This is a genomic window from Azospira sp. MPR-LB4 (assembly GCF_058809525.1).
Genome location: NZ_CM179521.1, coordinates 2814043 through 2832158, shown reverse-complemented (window position 1 = coordinate 2832158; position 18116 = coordinate 2814043). Strand labels below are relative to the sequence as shown.

Annotated in this window: 14 protein-coding genes; 7 read left to right on the top strand and 7 right to left on the bottom strand. The window is 65.5% G+C overall.

Annotation, left to right across the window (positions count from 1 at the left end; translation table 11 throughout):
• Positions 1-18: 18 nt before the first annotated feature.
• The 3 genes from dnaE to AC3QLZ_RS13255 are packed head-to-tail and all read left to right on the top strand — an operon-like array spanning position 19 to position 4264.
• Positions 19-3474: a DNA polymerase III subunit alpha gene (gene dnaE / locus AC3QLZ_RS13265; protein WP_014236358.1), complete on the top strand. Its 3456-nt coding sequence runs from the start codon at positions 19-21 to the stop codon at positions 3472-3474.
• Between the two features lie 45 nt (positions 3475-3519).
• Positions 3520-3774, top strand: coding sequence for a hypothetical protein (locus AC3QLZ_RS13260; protein WP_492783258.1), 255 nt, complete (start codon positions 3520-3522; stop codon positions 3772-3774).
• 4 nt (positions 3775-3778) lie between these two features.
• Positions 3779-4264: a WbuC family cupin fold metalloprotein gene (locus tag AC3QLZ_RS13255; protein WP_014236356.1), complete on the top strand. Its 486-nt coding sequence runs from the start codon at positions 3779-3781 to the stop codon at positions 4262-4264.
• Between the two features lie 53 nt (positions 4265-4317).
• On the opposite strand, the gene AC3QLZ_RS13250 is transcribed toward AC3QLZ_RS13255, so the two are convergent.
• The 7 genes from AC3QLZ_RS13250 to metG all read right to left on the bottom strand — a co-directional run bounded on the left by AC3QLZ_RS13250 (position 4318) and on the right by metG (position 12266).
• Positions 4318-6282, bottom strand: coding sequence for a TonB-dependent copper receptor (locus AC3QLZ_RS13250; RefSeq protein WP_492783257.1), 1965 nt, complete (start codon positions 6280-6282; stop codon positions 4318-4320).
• Between the two features lie 240 nt (positions 6283-6522).
• The gene (locus AC3QLZ_RS13245) at positions 6523-7122 is read right to left on the bottom strand and encodes a peroxiredoxin (RefSeq protein WP_014236354.1); all 600 of its coding nucleotides are present in this window, start codon (positions 7120-7122) and stop codon (positions 6523-6525) included.
• A gap of 120 nt (positions 7123-7242) precedes the next feature.
• On the bottom strand, positions 7243-7836 hold the full coding sequence (locus AC3QLZ_RS13240) for a hypothetical protein (protein WP_014236353.1): 594 nt from the start codon (positions 7834-7836) through the stop codon (positions 7243-7245).
• A gap of 12 nt (positions 7837-7848) precedes the next feature.
• Entirely contained in the window at positions 7849-8136 is a 288-nt protein-coding gene (locus AC3QLZ_RS13235) for an acylphosphatase (RefSeq protein ID WP_014236352.1), read from the bottom strand.
• Positions 8129-9796 (bottom strand): SulP family inorganic anion transporter, encoded by a 1668-nt coding sequence (locus AC3QLZ_RS13230; RefSeq protein WP_014236351.1) that lies wholly within the window; start codon positions 9794-9796, stop codon positions 8129-8131. The genes AC3QLZ_RS13235 and AC3QLZ_RS13230 overlap by 8 nt, the downstream gene beginning before the upstream one ends.
• Positions 9793-10065, bottom strand: coding sequence for a hypothetical protein (locus AC3QLZ_RS13225; RefSeq protein ID WP_014236350.1), 273 nt, complete (start codon positions 10063-10065; stop codon positions 9793-9795). The genes AC3QLZ_RS13230 and AC3QLZ_RS13225 overlap by 4 nt, the downstream gene beginning before the upstream one ends.
• A 71-nt stretch (positions 10066-10136) precedes the next feature.
• On the bottom strand, positions 10137-12266 hold the full coding sequence (metG, locus tag AC3QLZ_RS13220) for a methionine--tRNA ligase (protein ID WP_014236349.1): 2130 nt from the start codon (positions 12264-12266) through the stop codon (positions 10137-10139).
• A gap of 190 nt (positions 12267-12456) precedes the next feature.
• On the opposite strand from metG, the gene apbC reads away from it, so the two are divergent.
• From apbC to AC3QLZ_RS13200, 4 genes are all read left to right on the top strand, one after another.
• Positions 12457-13551 carry an iron-sulfur cluster carrier protein ApbC gene (gene apbC / locus AC3QLZ_RS13215; protein WP_014236348.1) on the top strand — a complete coding sequence of 365 codons (1095 nt, stop codon included), beginning with the start codon at positions 12457-12459 and terminating at the stop codon, positions 13549-13551.
• A 189-nt stretch (positions 13552-13740) separates the two neighbouring features.
• Positions 13741-14307: a dCTP deaminase gene (gene dcd, locus AC3QLZ_RS13210; protein WP_014236347.1), complete on the top strand. Its 567-nt coding sequence runs from the start codon at positions 13741-13743 to the stop codon at positions 14305-14307.
• Positions 14308-14378: 71 nt separating this feature from the next.
• Complete coding sequence (locus AC3QLZ_RS13205; protein WP_014236346.1) at positions 14379-16619, top strand: arginine/lysine/ornithine decarboxylase; 2241 nt, start codon at positions 14379-14381, stop codon at positions 16617-16619.
• Between the two features lie 167 nt (positions 16620-16786).
• The gene (locus AC3QLZ_RS13200; protein WP_014236345.1) at positions 16787-18109 is read left to right on the top strand and encodes a surface lipoprotein assembly modifier; all 1323 of its coding nucleotides are present in this window, start codon (positions 16787-16789) and stop codon (positions 18107-18109) included.
• Positions 18110-18116 lie beyond the last annotated feature (7 nt).

The following is an 18116-nucleotide window of genomic DNA, read 5'->3' as shown; positions in this document are numbered from 1 at the left end:
CTGGGGTAAAATTCCCGGATGACCGATCCCCGCTTCGTCCATCTCCGCCTCCACAGCGAATACTCCATCACCGACGGCATCGTCCGCCTCGACGACGCCGTGGCCCGCGCCATCGCCGACGGCCAGCCGGCCATGGCCCTCACCGACCTGGCCAACGCCTTCGGCCTAGTGAAGTTCTACAACGCCTGCCGCGGCAAGGGCGTCAAGCCCGTCGCCGGCGCCGACGTGTGGATCGCCAACGAAACCGAGACCGACCGCCCCTTCCGCCTGCTGCTGCTGGTGCGCAGCCACCGGGGCTACCTGCAGCTGTGCGAACTGCTGTCCCGGGCCTACCTGGCCGAAGGCCGGCGGGACCGGGCCGAGATCAAGCGGGCCTGGTTCGACGAAGTGGGCTGCGACGGCCTCATCGCCCTCTCCGGCGCCAAGGACGGCGACGTGGGCGACGCCCTCCTGGCCGGCAACCGGGACCTGGCGGCGGCCCGGGCCAAGGCCTGGAGTGCCCAGTTCCCCCAGGCCTTCTACCTGGAAGTGCAGCGGGCCGGCCATCCCCAGCAGGAGCAGCTGGTGTCGGCCACCGCCGACCTCGGCGCCGACCTGGAACTGCCCCTGGTGGCCACCCACCCGATCCAGTTCCTCGACGCCGACGACTTCAAGGCCCACGAGGCCCGGGTCTGCATCGCCGAGGGCTACGTCCTGGGCGACCGGCGCCGCCCCAAGACCTTCACCGAACAGCAGTATTTCAAGACCCAGGCGGAAATGGCGGAGCTTTTCGCCGACCTACCCGAGGCCCTGGAAAACACGCTGGAAATCGCCAAGCGCTGCAACCTGACCCTGACCCTGGGCAAGAACTTCCTGCCCCAGTTCCCCACCCCCGACGGCATCTCCCTGGACCAGCACCTCATCAACGAGGCCAAGGCCGGCCTGGAGAAGCGCCTGGAACTGCTGTTCCCGGACCCGGAGGAGCGGCAGCGACGGCGCCCGGAGTACGACGAGCGCCTGGAAATCGAGACCAAGACCATCGTGCAGATGGGCTTCCCCGGCTACTTCCTGATCGTGGCCGACTTCATCAACTGGGGGAAGCACAACGGCGTGCCCGTGGGCCCGGGCCGGGGTTCCGGCGCAGGCTCCCTGGTGGCCTACAGCCTGGGCATCACCGACCTGGACCCGCTGCAGTACGCCCTGCTGTTCGAGCGCTTCCTCAACCCCGAGCGGGTCTCCATGCCCGACTTCGACATCGACTTCTGCCAGGACAACCGCTGGCGCGTGATCGAGTACGTGCGCCACAAGTACGGCGTCGATGCGGTGTCCCAGATCGCCACCTTCGGCACCATGTCCTCCAAGGCGGTGATCCGGGACGTGGGCCGGGTGCTGGACCTGCCCTACAACTTCTGCGACTCCCTCTCCAAACTCATTCCCGTTGAGGCCAACAAGCCCGTCTCCCTGGCCCAGGCCCTGGAAATGGAGCCCCAGCTGAAGGAGAAGATGGAGGAGGAAGAGGAAGTGGCCGAGCTGTTCGAGCTGGCCATGAAGCTGGAGGACTTGACCCGCAACGTGGGCATGCACGCCGGCGGCGTGCTGATCGCCCCGGGCAAGCTCACCGACTTCTGCCCCCTCTACGCCCAGCCCGGCTCCGACTCGGTGGTCAGCCAGTACGACAAGGACGACGTGGAAAAGGTCGGCCTGGTGAAGTTCGACTTCCTCGGCCTGCGCAACCTGACCATTATCGAGCTGGCCGTGGAGTACGTGGAACGGCTCACCGGCGAAAAGCTGGACCTGCTCTCCCTGCCCTTCACCGACCCCGCCGCCTACCAGATTCTCAAGGACGCCAACACCACGGCGATCTTCCAGGTGGAATCGGAGGGCATGAAGAAGCTGCTGAAGAAGCTGGCCCCCGACCGCTTCGAAGACATCATCGCCGTACTGGCCCTGTACCGTCCCGGCCCCCTGGGCTCGGGCATGGTGGACGACTTCATCCTGCGCAAAAAGGGCCAGCAGAAGATCGACTATTTCCACCCGGACCTGAAGGGCTGCCTGGACCCCACCTACGGGGTGATCGTGTACCAGGAACAGGTGATGCAGATCTCCCAGATCATCGGCGGCTACACCCTGGGCGGCGCCGACATGCTGCGCCGGGCCATGGGCAAGAAAAAGGCCGAGGAAATGGCCAAGCACCGGGAGACCATTGCCGAAGGGGCGAAGAAGAAGGGCTACGACCCGGCCCTGGCCGAACAGCTGTTCGACCTCATGACCAAGTTCGCGGAGTACGGCTTCAACAAGTCCCACACCGCCGCCTACGCCATGGTCACCTACCACACCGCCTGGCTCAAGGCCCACCACTGCTCGGCCTTCATGGCGGCCACCATGTCCTCGGACATGGACAACACGGACACCGTGAAAATCTTCTACGAAGACACGGTGAAAAACGGCATCAAGGTGCTGCCGCCGGACGTGAACCACTCCGACTACCGCTTCGTGCCGGTGGACGGCAAGACCATCCGCTACGGCCTGGGGGCGGTGAAGGGCACCGGCCAGCAGGCGGTGGAGTGCATCCTCGCCGCCCGCGCCGAAGGCGGCCCCTTCAAGGACCTCTTCGACTTCTGCCTGCGGGTGGACAAGCGCCTGGTGAACCGCCGCACCATCGAAGCCCTGATCCGCGCCGGCGCCTTCGACACCCTGGACCCGAGCCGGGACCGGGCCCAGCTCATCGCCTCCGTCAGCATCGCCATGGAAGCGGCCGACCAGGCCGAGCGCAACGCCCACCAGGGCGGCCTCTTCGAGATGTTCGGCAGCGGCGACGACGCCGTGGCCGAAGCGCCCCAGTACGTCAGCGTCCGCCCCTGGAGCGACAAGCAGCGCCTGCTGGAAGAAAAGACCGCCCTCGGCTTCTTCTATTCCGGCCATCCTTTCGACAGCATCCGCAGCGAAGCCAAGCGCTTCGCCGGCCGCCCCCTGAGCGCCCTGGCTCCGGCACGGGAGCCCCAGACCCTGGCCGGCGTGGTCATGGACCTGCGGGTGAAGATGACCAGCCGGGGCCGCATGGGCATCATCATCCTGGACGACGGCTCCTGCCCGTCGCTGGAGGTGACGGTCTACAGCGAGGTCTTCGATGCCCACCGCAACAAGCTGAAGGTGGACGAACCCCTGATCATCGAAGGCAAGGTGAGCAAGGACGACTTCCGCGACGGCCTGCGCATCGTCGCCGAGAATCTCTACACCCTGCCCGAAGCCCGCACCCGCTTCGCCCGCCAGTTGCGCCTGTCGATGAACGGCCAGGCCGATGCGCGCAAGCTGCAGGAGCTGCTCACCCCCTTCCGCATGGAAGGCGGCTGCCCGGTACGCATCGCCTACCGCAACGGCGAAGCCCAGTGCGAGCTGATCCTGGGCGAAGGCACCCGGGTGCGACCGGACGACGACCTGCTGCAAACCCTGCAGGACTGGCTCAGCCCCGCCGGCGTCGAGCTGCAGTACAACTAACCCCGGCCCCCGGGCCATGCTTCCCCCACTCCTGAGGAGCCCGCCATGAACTGCAAACCCCTTCTCGCCGTTGCCCTAGCACTGGCCCTGGCCGCCTGTTCCAAGGTCACCCTGGAAAACTACGGCAAGCTGAAAATGGGCCAGAAGTACGAGGAAGTGACGGCCATCATCGGCGAGCCCAGCCACTGCGACGAAACCCTGGGGGTGCGTTCCTGCACCTGGGGCAGCGAACAGCAGGGCATCACCGTCAATTTCTTTGGCGGCCAGGTGGTCCTGCTCTCCGCCCGCAACCTGAAGTAGGCCCATGTCCGTCCGCCTCATCGACGGCGCCCTGCTGGCGGAGGTGACAGCCGAAGCCCAGGCCTCGCCCCGGCTGCGCAAGAACCGCAACTTCCATCCCCGGGACGACTACCCGGGCCACCGCCTGCTCAACGCCCTGGAACCGGGCTCCTACGTGCCGCCCCACCGCCACCTGGACCCCAACAAGGATGAAACCATGGTGGTCCTCAGCGGCCGCCTGGGCCTGGTGACCTTCGACGGGCAGGGCAACATCACCGGCACCGCCGTGCTGGCCCCGGGCAGCCACACCCTGGGCGTGGACATCCCTCACGGCACCTGGCACTCCGTCCTGGCCCTGTGCCCGGGCACTGTCTTCCTCGAAGCCAAGTCCGGCCCCTACCTGCCCCTCACCGGCGACGAACTGGCCCCCTGGGCCCCGGCGGAAGGCCAGGTGGAAGCGGCTGCCTACCAGGCCACCCTGGCCCGCCTCTTCGCCGCCCCGGCGAGCTAAAAAAAAGGCCCGCTGGGGAGCGGGCCTGAACTTTCGAGAGGTGGTACAGGAACTCAGTCGAGGGCGATCTGGGCCTTCAGCCAGAAGGTGCGCCCGGGTTCGTTGATGCGTAGCGTCGACGCACCAAGGTAGCCGGCAATGTCGGAGCCGCCCTTGGACAGATGCTCGGCATAGACCTTGTCGAACAGGTTATCCACGCCGGCACTGAGCAGGGCCTTCTTGTTGGGGCGATAGCCGGCGTTGAGGGAGAAGACGCCGAAGCCGCCGCTGCGTCCCAGGTCCTTGCCATTGGAAACGATGTTGCCGGAACCCACGTCGTAGCGGTCCTGGGCCGAAACGAGCCGGGCCAGGGCACCGACGGAATAGGTCTTGTCGTCATAGGACAGGCCGACCCGCAGCTCCAGGGGCGGCTGCTGGGCCAGGGGCTTGTCGTCCGTGTCGTTGCTGCCGCGCACGTAGGCCAGGGTGCCGTAGCCCTTCCAGGCGGAATTGAACTGGTAGGCCAGGTCGGCTTCGCCGCCGTAGATGGTGGCATCCACATTGCGCGTCACCGCCGTGCCGACCCAGCGGATCAGCAGGTAGTCCTGCACCTTGCTGTAGAAGCCGGAGACCGCACCGCTCCAGGGACCGTTGCGATAGTTGGCGCCCACGTCCAGCTGGGTGGTCTTTTCCGGCTTGACGTCGAGGAAGACGCTGGTGGCCGGCGCCAGGGGATTGCCCTTGCCCCGCTCCCAGAAATCGGCGGTCCGGCCGGCATGGCCCAGGCCGGCGTACCAGGTGCCGGCACCCTTGGCGAAGTCGTTCTCGTAACGCAGGAAGCCGCTGCCCAGGGTCTCCTTGTCGGTCTTACCCCGGGTGATGCTGGTGGCGCGTTTGTCCTGCACCTCATGCCAGTCCACACGCAGGCCGCCGATGACACGGCGATCCTCGGCCAGCAGGTGGGTGGCTTCGCTGAACAGGCCATGCTGCTTGAAGATCATGTCCTCGGCCCAGGCCTTGGACTGGTAGCTCGTTTCAGCCGCCGCGGCGCTCATCATGGACATGCCGGAACGGAAGCGGTGGGTATCTTCCTTCTGGTCCACGCCGATGGTGACCTTGGTGCTATCACCGGGAGCCAGGGTGATGGAGAAGCGGCTGCCCAGGGTCTTGCGGTCCGGATTGCTGACCATGTAGCTGGATGCCGGCGGCTTGGTGCGCAGGCTGTAGTTATCCATCACGTGGTCTACATAGTTGTAGTAGGCCAGAGCCTCCACCTTGTCCACCAGGGCGGAAAGCTTGCGCTTCTCGAACTTCAGGGCCACGTTCTCCCGGGCGAACTTGGAGCCGTCCATAGAGCGGTCGGCGTAGGCAGCCTCGCCGTCGCTGCGGGCCAGGGACAGTTCCATGCGGGTGTTGTCGTCCGGCGTCAGGCCGACGGCTGCATTGTTGCTCCAGCGGGTGTAGCGGGAGTGCACGGTATTGCCGTTGCCATCCTTGTAGTCGTCCGAATCGGCCCGGGTCGCCCCGGCCTGGACGTAGAAGTTGCCGTTGCCGGCCCGGATGTCGGCCATCTGGTCGTTGCGGCCGAAGCTGCCGAAGGTGAGGCTGCCATTGGCCTTCCAGCCGGCTTCGCGGAAGCGCTTGATGTCCTTCTCGAACAGCACCACCCCGGCCGACTGGCCGGCGCCGTAGAGCACGCTCTGGGGGCCCTTGAGCACCGTCACGCGGTCGTAGGATTCGGGATAGACATAGGCCGTCGGCGGGTCCATGCGGCCGCCGCAGCCGCCGTAGATTTCCTGGCCGTCCAGGAGGATGCCCAGGCGGGAGCCGGAAAAGCCCCGCAGCACCGGGTCACCGTCGGTGCCGCCCTTGCGGATGACGGAAAAGCCCGGGATGGTCTTGAGGAAGTCGGCACCGTCGTGGGCCGGCAGCGGCTGGCGCGGGGCCTTGGGGTCGGTGACGACCTTGAGCGGCTCTTCCATGCGCGGGGCGGTGACGACCACGGTGTCGAGGGTGGTGCCGTCTTCAGCGACGGCCACCAGTGGAAATGCGAGAAAAATGGCCAGACTGAGCCGGCTAGGCATGAACTGCATGATGCTCCCCTGAGATGTTATTGACTGCTTTTCAGGGGTGGGATTCTGGCGGCGGCGGCGCCGGGCGGGAATGTGACACGGTGTCGCACCGAAGTGGCGCCAGGCCATCTGCACGCCCTGCACCATAAAAAAAGCCACCGTTGCCGGTGGCTTTTCGGGCGACGCCCCGGAGGGCGGACGCAGGACTCAGAGAGCCTCGGCGTTCTCGGCCAGGTACTTGGCGACGCCCTCGGGGCTGGCGGTCATGCCCTTCTTGCCCTTGTTCCAGCCGGCGGGACAGACTTCGCCATGCTCTTCGGTAAATTGCAGGGCATCCACCATGCGCAGCATCTCGTCGATATTGCGACCCAGGGGCAGGTCGTTCACCACCTGGTGGCGCACCACGCCGGCCTTGTCGATCAGGAAGGAGCCGCGGAAAGCGACGCCGGGCGCAGCTTCCACGTCGTAGGCCTGACAGATTTCATGCTTGATGTCGGCCACCAGGGGATAGCCGACCTGGCCGATGCCGCCCTTCTCGACGGGAGTGTTCTTCCAGGCCAGGTGGGTGAACTGGGAGTCGATGGAGCAGCCCACTACTTCGACGCCGCGCTGCTTGAATTCGGCCAGGCGATGGTCGAAGGCGATCAGTTCGGAGGGGCAGACGAAGGTGAAGTCCAGGGGGTAGAAAAAGAGGACGGCGTACTTGCCCTTGATGTGCTCGGAAAAGGTCACTTCCTTGATTTCGTTGTTGCCGAGGACGGCCAGGGCTTTGAAATCGGGGGCTTGTTTACCGACGAGAACGGCCATTGTTTTTCTCCTGAATGACGGGGATGGGGGGATCGGGATCGGGGTCTGAGCCCCAGGCCGGACGCCATGGTTGGCGCCCGTGCCAGCGCTTTTCGAATCTAACCGAGGGTCAGGACGCTGTCAATTTCGCGCCAGGTAAGGCTCGAAGCCCGGCAGCAGGCCGATGGCCCGGGCCGGCAGGGGTTCGGGCACCAGGCTGCCCTGGAATACCGCCTCGATCACCGGCGGCTCCCGCCAGGGCTGGTCCATGAAGGTCAGTCCGGCCTCTTCCACCAGGGTGCCCGCCCAGTAGGCCCGGGAAATCTCGCCTAGGGTATCCAGATCCAGGTTGTGGGGCAGGTGCAGGTAATCGATCCAGTTGGCGTCGTGGTAGGAGCAGGTATAGGCCCCCCGGGTGGTGACCCGGGTCAGCAACTTGCCGAAGACCCGGCCGGGATGCTTGTTGCGGTAGTTCTCCGCGTCGGTGCGGGTGGCAAAGAGGAACTGGGCGTGCAGGCGGGAGGGATAACGCTCGAAACTGCGCTGGCGGAAAAACTCCAGGTTGTATTCGGCGAAGTAGTTGTGCACCAGCTGGGGATTTATGCCGGAGGGAAAGACGGTGCGCGGCTCGGCATGGGGGCCGCCGCTCTGGAAATCCCATCCCGGCAAGGACTCCTCCGGCTCTAGCCAGACATAGAGTTCGAGGGGGGCGGCGCCGCGCAGGAGATTATCCATGACGGCATTGTGTCAGAGGCTGGGGCGCTGTTCAAAACCTTCTGTCGGATCGGCTTCCGGCGCGGCTTCCAGGATCTCCACCCCGCTCACCCGGGCGGCCGGCGGTCCCTGGGCGGCCCAGGCCAGCAGCCCGGCCACCGCCTCGGCTTCGCCCCAGGCCAGGGCCTCCACCGAACCGTCGCTGCGGTTGCGCACCCAGCCCCTCAGCCCCAAGCCTTGGGCCTCGCGGCAGAGGGACCAGCGAAAGCCGACACCCTGCACCAGGCCGCGCACCCGCAGCCGCACCGCCCGTTCAGGCATGGGACGGGGAGCCTGCTGCCTCGTCCCGGGGCAGCAGGATGGCGGCCCGCTGCCAGGCCTCGGCCAGGCTGGCCACCAGGTTGTCCGTCCCCACGTCGTCGGCAAAGCCGGAGCGGGACACCAGGGAACCGGGCTGGGCATTGAGCCCGGCCAGGATCAGGCAGCCGCCCCGCTTGGCCAGCATGCGCTGCAGGGCCTCCAGGGTGTCCAGGCCGGTGGTGTCCAGATTGATCACCTGATGCAGGTCCAGGATCAGCACCTGGGTGCCCTGGGCATGCTGGTCCAGCAGGGTCTGCAGCTTGCCCACGGCACCGAAGAAAAGGGAGCCGTAGAGGCTGTAGGCCGCCACCGGCTGGCCCGCCGCCCAATCGGGCAGGCTCAGGGGCGCCACCTTGGTCAGCTCGGACATGCGGTAGATGAAGAAGAGGGAAGCCAGCACCATGCCGATCTCCACCGCCAGGGTCAGGTCGAAGACCACGGTGATGAAGAAGGTGGAAAGGAGGATGGCCCGGTAGTTCATGGAGTAACGGGGCAGTTCCTTGAACTCGTGCCACTCGCCCATGTTCCAGGCCACCACCATCAGGATGGCGGAGAGGGTGGCCAGGGGCACGTCGCTGGCCAGGGGGGCCGCCACCAGCACCACCGCCAGCAGGGTCAGGGCGTGCACCATGCCGGCCACCGGAGTGCGGCCGCCGGCCCGCACATTGGTGCTGGTGCGGGCGATGGCGCCGGTGGCGGCAAAACCGCCCACCAGGGGGGCCACCACGTTGGCGACGCCCTGGGCCAGCAGTTCCTGGTTGGGATCGTGGCGGTCGTCGATCTGGCTGTCGGCCACCCGGGCGGAGAGCAGGGACTCGATGGCCCCCAGCAGGGCAATGGTGATGGCCGGGGAAATGAGGTTGCGCAGGGTGGACAGGGTCAGCTCGGGAAAGGCGAAGGCCGGCAGGGACTGGGGAATGCCGCCAAAGCGGCTGCCGATGGTCTCCACCGGGAATTCGAGCAGGGACTGGGCCACCGTGCCGGCGATCAGCACCGCCAGGGGGCCGGGCAACTTGCCCAGCAGGGGCAGCTTGCCGGCCACCTTCTTGTTCCACAGCACCAGCAGCACCAGGGAGGCGGAAGCCAGGGCCAGGGTGGGCAGATCGGTGTTGGGCAGGTTGGCCGCCAGCACCTTCATCTTGGCGAAGAACTCGGCCGGCAGGGCCTCCATGTCCAGGCCGAGGAATTCCTTGATCTGGCTGATGAAGATGAGCACGGCGATACCGTTGGTGAAGCCGATCACCACCGTCACCGGGATGAAGCGGATCAGGGCGCCGAGGCGGGCCAGACCCATGCCGATGAGGATCAGCCCGGCCAGCATGGTGGCGATGAGCAGGTTGGCCAGGCCGTACTGGGCGACGATGCCGTAGACGATGACGATGAAGGCACCGGTGGGGCCGCCGATCTGCACCCGGGAGCCGCCCAGGGCGGCGATGATGAAACCGGCGACGATGGCGGTCCAGATACCGGCCGCCGGATCGACACCGGAGGCGATGGCGAAGGCCATGGCCAGGGGCAGGGCCAGGACGCCGACAGTGAGGCCGGCCGACACGTCGCGCCCGAACTGGGCCCGGTCATAGTCAGGCAGGCAGTCCAGGAGCTTCGGTCGGAAAGCGCTCATTGTTGTGCTGTGCTGTCTTGTGGGGGAACCTGTTTCAGGGTCTCGCGCAGGATCTGGGCGGCGGCCCAGAGCATGAGACCCAAACCGGCGAGGGTGCTGAGGATGGCCTCGCCCATGGAGGACGGGAAGTTGCGGAAAAACAGGGGCTCCTTGCCCGTCAGGTAGGCCAGGCCGACGGCGAACGCCACCATGCCGGCCACGTCCAGGAGGGCGAAGCCGACGATGGGCAGGGTCAGGGAAAAGCGCCTTTTACCTTGGGGCAGGATCATGGCGTCAGCCTAGGGCCTGGGCCTGACACAGAACTTACAGGCTGAATTTTTAGCAAACTTAGACCCCCTGGTTATTTCACCCGCATCCCGGGCTGGGCGCCGGCATCGGGGGAAAGGATGTACAGGCCGCCGGTCTTGCCTTCCGGATCGGAGGCCGCCAGCACCATGCCTTCGGACATGCCGAACTTCATCTTGCGCGGCGCCAGATTGGCCACCATCACCGTCAGACGGCCCACCAGGGCGGCCGGATCGTAGGCGGACTTGATGCCGGCGAAGACCTGGCGTGGTTTCTCCTCGCCGATATCCAGCTGCAGGCGGATCAGCTTGTCGGCGCCTTCCACATGGCTGGCGTCCACGATCTTGGCGATGCGCAGGTCCACCTTCATGAAGTCGTCGATGGAAATGTGGGGACCAGTCTCGGCGGCGGCCTGGGCCACCTGGGCTTCCTTCTGCTGCTTTTCGGCGTGGCGCTGCTGGGAATGCTCGGCGCCCTTCTCCGCAGCCTTGGCCGGGGCAGCAGTAACGGCAGGCGCCAGGGAAGCCTTGTTGGCCTCAACCAGGGCTTCCACCAGCTTGGGGTCGATGCGGGTCATGAGGTGCTCGTAGGGCTGGATGGCATGGCCGGCGGCCAGCACGGCATTGACGTCGTCCCAGGCGAAGGGGGCGACGTTGAGGAAGGCTGCCACCTTGTCGGCCAGCACCGGCAGCACCGGCTTCAGCAGCACGGTGAGCAGGCGGAACAGGTTCAGCGCATTGGTGCAGGCGGCGTGCAGGGCCGCGTCCTGACCCTCCTGCTTGGCCAGTTCCCAGGGCTTCACCGTGTCCACGTACTGGTTAACGCCATCGGCCAGGGCCATGATTTCCCGCAGGGCGCGGCCGAATTCCCGGTTCTCGTAGTACTCGGCGATGCGCGGGGCCGCTTCCCGGATGGCGGCGTAGGGGGCCAGGGACTGGTCGGCCACGGCCAGCTGGCCGTTGAAGCGCTTGGCGATAAAGCCGGCGGCGCGGCTGGCGATATTCACGTACTTGCCCACCAGGTCGGAATTCACCCGGGCGGTGAAGTCGGGCAGGGACAGGTCGATGTCTTCCAGGGTATTGGTCAGCTTGGCGGCGAAGTAGTAGCGCAGCCATTCCGGGTTGAGGCCCTGCCTGAGGTAGCTCTCGGCAGTGATGAAGGTGCCGCGGGACTTGGACATCTTCTGCCCATCCACGGTGAGGAAGCCGTGGGCGAAAACCTTGGTCGGGGTGCGGAAGCCGGCCTGCTCCAGCTCGGCGGGCCAGAACAGGGCGTGGAAATAGAGGATGTCCTTGCCGATGAAGTGGTACAGCTCGGCCTGGGAATCCTTGGCCCAGTATTCGTTGAAATCCAGGCCCTTCTTCTCGCACAGATTGGCGAAGGAGCCCATGTAGCCGATGGGAGCGTCGAGCCAGACGTAGAAGTACTTGCCGGGGGCGCCAGGGATCTCGAAACCGAAATAGGGGGCGTCCCGGGAGATGTCCCAGTCGGTCAGCCGGTTCTCGCCCTCGGCCCCCAACCACTCCTGCATCTTGTTGGCGGCCTCGGGTTGCAGGCGCCCCTCTTCCCGGGTCCAGCGGCGCAGGAAGTCCTGGCAGCGGGGATCGGAGAGCTTGAAGAAATAGTGGTCGGACGAACGCATTTCCGGCTTGGCACCGGACACGGCGGAGTACGGGTCCTTCAGGTCGTTGGGGGTGTAGGCGGCACCGCAGACCTCGCAGTTGTCGCCGTACTGGTCCTTGGCGCCGCACTTGGGGCACTCGCCCTTGATGAAGCGGTCCGGCAGGAACATCTCCTTCACCGGATCGTAGAACTGCTCGATGGAGCGCACTTCGATCAGGCCGGCGGCCTGCAGCTTGCCGTAGATGTCTTCGGCGCAGCGGCGGGTTTCCGGGGTGTTGGTGGAATAGTAGTTGTCGAAGCCCACCAGGAAGCCGGCGAAGTCCCGCGTATGCTCGCCGTAGACCCGCTCGATCAGGGCTTCCGGGGTGATGCCTTCGTTTTGGGCCCGCAGCATGATGGGCGTGCCGTGGGTGTCGTCGGCGCAGACGTACCAGCAGTCGTGGCCCCGCATTTTCTGGAAGCGCACCCAGATGTCGGTCTGGATGTACTCCACCAGATGGCCCAGGTGGATGGAGCCGTTGGCGTAGGGCAGTGCGGAGGTGACGAGGATCTTGCGCTTCATGGGGGAGCCTGAAAAAGTCGGAGCAAAGGCGGGAGTTTACCAAACGCCGGGCCCAGGACCCGGCCCGGCCCCGGAAAAGAACGAAAAGAAGCCGGCCCGACGGCCAAGGAGCGCTTTTGGCCGGCCCCTGCCTTGGGGTATACTCGACAAAATCACTCAAGTATCAAGCTTCCCACAGGAGTTCCCTGCCATGACCATCAGCGTCGCCGACGTCCACACTGCCCTGCAGTCCCTGATCGACCCCAATACCCAGAAGGACTACGTTTCCTCCAAGGCCGCCCGCAACATCAAGGTGGACGGCAACGACGTCTCCCTGGACATCGAGCTGGGCTACCCGGCCAAGACCCAGATCGACGCCATCCGCGCCCGGGTCATCGCCGCCATCAAGGCCCTGCCCGGCGTCGGCAACGTCTCCGCCAACGTCTATGTGAAAATCGTCTCCCACACCGTGCAGCGGGGCGTGAAGCTGCTGCCGGGCGTCAAGAACATCATCGCCGTGGCCTCCGGCAAGGGCGGCGTCGGCAAGAGCACCACCGCCGTGAACCTGGCCCTGGCCCTGGCCCAGGAAGGCGCCACGGTCGGCCTGCTGGACGCCGACATCTACGGCCCCTCCCAGCCCCAGATGCTGGGACTGGCCGGCAAACAGCCCGAATCCAAGGACGGCCAGAGCCTGGAGCCCCTGGAAGCCCACGGCATCCAGGCCATGTCCATCGGTTTCCTCCTGGAGGACGTGGAAACCCCCATGGTCTGGCGCGGCCCCATGGTCACCCAGGCCCTGGAACAGCTGCTGCGGGATACCAACTGGCGCGACGTGGATTACCTGGTGATCGACATGCCCCCGGGCACCGGCGACACCCAGCTGACCCTCTCCCAGAAGGTGCCGGTGACCGGCGCCGTGGTGGTCACCACGCCCCAGGACATCGCCCTCATCGACGCCCGCAAGGGCCTGAAGATGTTCGAGAAGGTGGGCATTCCCATCCTCGGCATCGTCGAGAACATGTCCATCCACATCTGTTCCAAGTGCGGCCACGAAGAACACATCTTCGGCCACGGCGGCGGCGAGCAGATGTGCAAGGACTACGACGTGGAATTCCTCGGCGCCCTGCCCCTGGAACTGGCCATCCGGGAAATGGCCGACACCGGCAAGCCCACTGTGGTCGGCGCCCCCGATTCCCGCCCGGCAGAAATCTACCGGGCCATCGCCCGCCGGGTGGCGGTGAAGATCGCCGACAAGGCCAAGGACCTGACCGCAAAGTTCCCCAACATCGTGGTGCAGAACACCTGAGCCGCCGGCGGGGGCAAAGGACTACCCGAGCCCCCGCCATCCACTTGATCTGCCTGCATTTTTCCCCCGGCAGCGGCACCGCCGCCCCCCGCCCCGCCCACCACGGGCTTCCCCTCCTGTAAAAACCCTTTTTGTGCACCCCAACACCAAGTAGAATCCGCTTTTTTCCAAGGTGTTGGGGTAGCTGGCATGGCCATCAAATCCGATAAGTGGATCCGCCGCATGGCGGAGCAGCACGGCATGATCGAACCGTTCGAGCCGGGGCTGGTGCGCGAGGTCAATGGGGAGAAGATCGTTTCCTACGGCACCTCCAGCTACGGCTACGACATCCGCTGCGCCCGGGAATTCAAGGTCTTCACCAACATCAACTCCACCATCGTGGACCCGAAGAAGTTCGATCCCCAGTCCTTCGTCGAGATCGAGGCGGACTATTGCATCATCCCGCCCAACTCCTTCGCCCTGGCCCGCACCGTCGAATACTTCCGCATCCCCCGCAGCGTGCTCACCGTCTGCCTGGGCAAAAGCACCTACGCCCGTTGCGGCATCATCGTGAACGTCACCCCCTTCGAACCCGAATGGGAAGGCTACGTCACCCTGGAGTTCTCCAACACCACCCCCCTGCCGGCCAAGATCTACGCCGGCGAGGGCTGCGCTCAGGTGCTCTTCTTCGAGTCCGACGAGGTCTGCGAGACCTCCTACAAGGACCGGGGCGGCAAGTACCAGGGCCAGGTGGGCGTCACCCTGCCCAAGATCTGACGCCTTCGCGCAACATTTTCGACTTATCCTGTGACCCGCTCCGGCGGGTCGCCGTCTTTTGAGGAACAGCCATGCGCTTCCACTTCCCGGTCATCATCATCGACGAAGACTTCCGCTCCGAGAATGCCTCGGGCCTGGGCATCCGGGCCCTGGCGGAAGCCATCCAGGCCGAAGGTCTGGAAGTGCTGGGCGTCACCAGCTACGGCGACCTGACCTCCTTCGCCCAGCAGCAGAGCCGGGCCTCCACCTTCATCCTGTCCATCGACGACGAGGAGTTCTCCTCGCCCGAGGCGTCCGCCAAGGCCATTGCCGGCCTGCGCGCCTTCGTCAGCGAAATCCGCCTGCGCAACAGCGAGATTCCCATCTTCCTGCACGGCGAGACCCGCACCTCCCGCCACATCCCCAACGACGTGCTGCGGGAACTGCACGGCTTCATCCACATGTATGAAGACACGCCGGAATTCATCGCCCGCAACGTGGTGCGGGAAGCCAAGGCCTACCTGGAATCCCTGCCGCCGCCCTTCTTCCGGGCCCTCACCCACTACGCCTCGGACGGCTCCTATTCCTGGCACTGTCCCGGCCACTCCGGCGGCGTCGCCTTCCTGAAGAGCCCGGTGGGCCAGATGTTCCACCAGTTCTTCGGCGAGAACATGCTGCGCGCCGACGTCTGCAACGCCGTGGAGGAACTGGGCCAGCTGCTGGACCACACCGGCCCGGTGGCGGCTTCCGAGCGCAATGCGGCACGCATCTTCAACTGCGACCACCTGTACTTCGTCACCAACGGCACCTCCACCTCCAACAAGATCGTCTGGCACTCCACCGTGGCCCCCGGCGACATCGTGGTGGTGGACCGCAACTGCCACAAGTCCATCCTGCACGCCATCATGATGACCGGCGCCATCCCGGTCTTCCTCATGCCGACCCGCAACAACTTCGGCATCATCGGCCCCATCCCCAAGAGCGAATTCGCCTGGGAGAACATCCAGAAGAAGATCGCCGCCAATCCCTTCGCCACGGACAAGAACGCCAAGCCCCGGGTGCTGACCATCACCCAGTCCACCTACGACGGCATCCTCTACAACGTGGAAGCCATCAAGGAAGAGCTGGACGGCAAGATCGACACCCTGCACTTCGACGAAGCCTGGCTGCCCCACGCCGCCTTCCACGACTTCTACGGCGATTACCACGCCATCGGCGCCGACCGGCCCCGCTGCAAGGAGTCCATGGTGTTCTCCACCCAGTCCACCCACAAGCTCCTGGCCGGCCTTTCCCAGGCCTCCCAGATCCTGGTGCAGGACGCGGAGAACAGCCACCTGGACCGGGACGTGTTCAATGAGGCCTACCTCATGCACACCTCCACCAGCCCCCAGTACGCCATCATCGCCTCCTGCGACGTGGCCGCGGCCATGATGGAAGAGCCGGGCGGCACCGCCCTGGTGGAGGAATCCATCGCAGAGGCCCTGGACTTCCGCCGCGCCATGCGCAAGGTGGACGAGGAGTGGGGCTCCGGCTGGTGGTTCAAGGTATGGGGCCCGGACGACCTCTCCGAGGAAGGCATCGAGGAGCGGGACGCCTGGATGCTCAAGCCCGGCGACCGCTGGCACGGCTTCGGCAACCTGGCCGACGGCTTCAACATGCTGGACCCGATCAAGGCCACCATCATCACCCCGGGCCTGGACGTGGACGGCGAGTTCGCCGAACGGGGCATTCCCGCCGCCATCGTCACCAAGTACCTGGCCGAACACGGCGTGATCGTGGAGAAGTGCGGCCTCTACTCCTTCTTCATCATGTTCACCATCGGCATCACCAAGGGCCGCTGGAACAGCATGGTGACCGAACTGCAGCAGTTCAAGGACGACTACGACAAGAACCAGCCCCTGTGGAAGGTGCTGCCCGCCTTCGTCGCCAAGCACCCGCGCTACGAGCGGGTCGGCCTGCGCGACCTGTGCCGGGAAATCCACGCCGTCTACCGCTCCAACGACGTGGCCCGCCTGACCACCGAGATGTACCTCTCCGACATGGTGCCGGCCATGAAGCCTGCCGACGCCTTCGCCAAAATGGCCCACCGCGAGATTGACCGGGTGCCCATCGACGAACTGGAAGGCCGGGTCACCTCGGTGCTGCTCACCCCCTATCCCCCGGGCATTCCCCTGCTCATCCCGGGCGAGCGCTTCAACCGCACCATCATGCAGTACCTGCAGTTCGCCCGGGATTTCAACGAGAAATTCCCCGGCTTCGAGACCGACATCCACGGTCTGGTCAAGGAAGAGCGGGACGGCAAGGTGGGCTACTACGTGGACTGCGTACGCTGACCCGGCGGTGCGGCACAGAAAGCGGCGGGATTTCCCGCCGCTTTTTTTCGCCAGAATTTTCTCAAATATCGCGCCAAGCCCATGAAAAATGGGAATAACTGCATTGACATTGCCATGCTGCTTTGCCACATTAGCCGCGATAAGAAATTGTTGAATTGGGGTCTGGGGTGAAAGTCAAAAAATCCGTATTGAATGTCTGCGCCGTCCTGTCGTTGCTGGGCTGCGGCGCCGCCTGGGGGGCCGATGCCACCCTGGGCCAGGCCGGACGCCTGCTGGAAAGCGGCAAGGGCAGCGAAGCCTATGTCCTGCTGGAAAGCCTGGAGCCCGAACGGGCCGGGGAAATCGAATACGACCTGCTGCTGGGGCTGGCCGCCCTGGAGGCGGGCCAGAACACCCGGGCGGTCTTCGCCCTGGAACGGGTGCTGGCCCAGGAACCGAACAACGCCCGGGCCCGGGCCGAGATTGCCCGGGCCTATCTGGCCCTGGGCGAGACCAAGAATGCCCGCCGCGAGTTCGAGAATGTGCGCAGCATGGGCGTGCCGGCCGAAGTGGGCAGCACCATCGAGCGTTTCCTGGCAGCAGTGGAGCGCCTGGAGGACGAAGCCCGCACCCAGGTCCGCGGCTATCTGGAGCTGGGTCTGGGCATCGACAGCAACGTCAACAGCGGCACCAGCCGCGGCGAGTACGCCATTCCCTTCTTCGGCGGCTGGATGTTCCCGGTCGGCAGCGGCGCCAAGGAAAACGGTGACACCTTCACCAACGTGGCCGGCGGCATCAATTTCCGCACTCCCCTGCAGGCCGGCCTGGCCGTCACCGGTGGTGCCGCCTTCTCCCAGCGCCTCAACAGCAACGATACCGATTTCGACAACGGCAGCTGGGACGCCAATCTGGGCCTGACCAAGGCGGTGGACAAGAACCAGTATTCCCTTGCCCTCCAGGCCAGCACCTTCCGCCTCAACGGCGAGCGCTACCGGGACGCCATGGGCTTCACCGGCCAATGGCAGCACAACTACGACTCCCGCAACCAGGCCAGCCTCTACCTCCAGTACGCCAGCCTCACCTACCCGGGCCAGGCGATCCGCAACACGGACCGTTTCGTCGTCGGCGGCGCCTACGCCCACGCCTTCCGCGAGGGGCAGGTCATCTACGGCGGCGCCTACGTGGGCACCGAGATGGAGAAGAACGAGCTGGCCACCTTCATGGGCCACGACCTGGTGGGCGTGCGCATCGGCGGCCAGATGGACTTGGCCCCGCGCTGGGTCGGCTTTGCCAACGCCAATCTGGAACAGCGCCGCTACCACGGCAGCGACCCCTTCTTCCTCAGCATCCGCCAGGACCTGCAGGCCAATATCAACGTGGGGGCCAATTTCAGTCCCAGCCGGGAATGGCACATCACGCCCCAGTTCAGCTATACCCGCAACGACTCCAACCTGACCCTCAACGATTACCACCGCCAGGTGGTCTCCGTTACCGTCCGTCGCGATTTCTGAAGCAGGT

Excerpts from the sequence above, each read along its gene's own strand:
- dnaE (WP_014236358.1), top strand. The coding sequence starts at position 19 with ATGACCGATCCCCGCTTCGTCCATCTCCGCCTCCACAGCGAATACTCC.
- AC3QLZ_RS13260 (WP_492783258.1), top strand. The coding sequence starts at position 3,520 with ATGAACTGCAAACCCCTTCTCGCCGTTGCCCTAGCACTGGCCCTGGCC.
- AC3QLZ_RS13255 (WP_014236356.1), top strand. The coding sequence starts at position 3,779 with ATGTCCGTCCGCCTCATCGACGGCGCCCTGCTGGCGGAGGTGACAGCC.
- AC3QLZ_RS13245 (WP_014236354.1), bottom strand. The coding sequence starts at position 7,122 with ATGGCCGTTCTCGTCGGTAAACAAGCCCCCGATTTCAAAGCCCTGGCC.
- AC3QLZ_RS13240 (WP_014236353.1), bottom strand. The coding sequence starts at position 7,836 with ATGGATAATCTCCTGCGCGGCGCCGCCCCCCTCGAACTCTATGTCTGG.
- AC3QLZ_RS13235 (WP_014236352.1), bottom strand. The coding sequence starts at position 8,136 with ATGCCTGAACGGGCGGTGCGGCTGCGGGTGCGCGGCCTGGTGCAGGGT.
- AC3QLZ_RS13230 (WP_014236351.1), bottom strand. The coding sequence starts at position 9,796 with ATGAGCGCTTTCCGACCGAAGCTCCTGGACTGCCTGCCTGACTATGAC.
- AC3QLZ_RS13225 (WP_014236350.1), bottom strand. The coding sequence starts at position 10,065 with ATGATCCTGCCCCAAGGTAAAAGGCGCTTTTCCCTGACCCTGCCCATC.
- metG (WP_014236349.1), bottom strand. The coding sequence starts at position 12,266 with ATGAAGCGCAAGATCCTCGTCACCTCCGCACTGCCCTACGCCAACGGC.
- apbC (WP_014236348.1), top strand. The coding sequence starts at position 12,457 with ATGACCATCAGCGTCGCCGACGTCCACACTGCCCTGCAGTCCCTGATC.
- dcd (WP_014236347.1), top strand. The coding sequence starts at position 13,741 with ATGGCCATCAAATCCGATAAGTGGATCCGCCGCATGGCGGAGCAGCAC.
- AC3QLZ_RS13205 (WP_014236346.1), top strand. The coding sequence starts at position 14,379 with ATGCGCTTCCACTTCCCGGTCATCATCATCGACGAAGACTTCCGCTCC.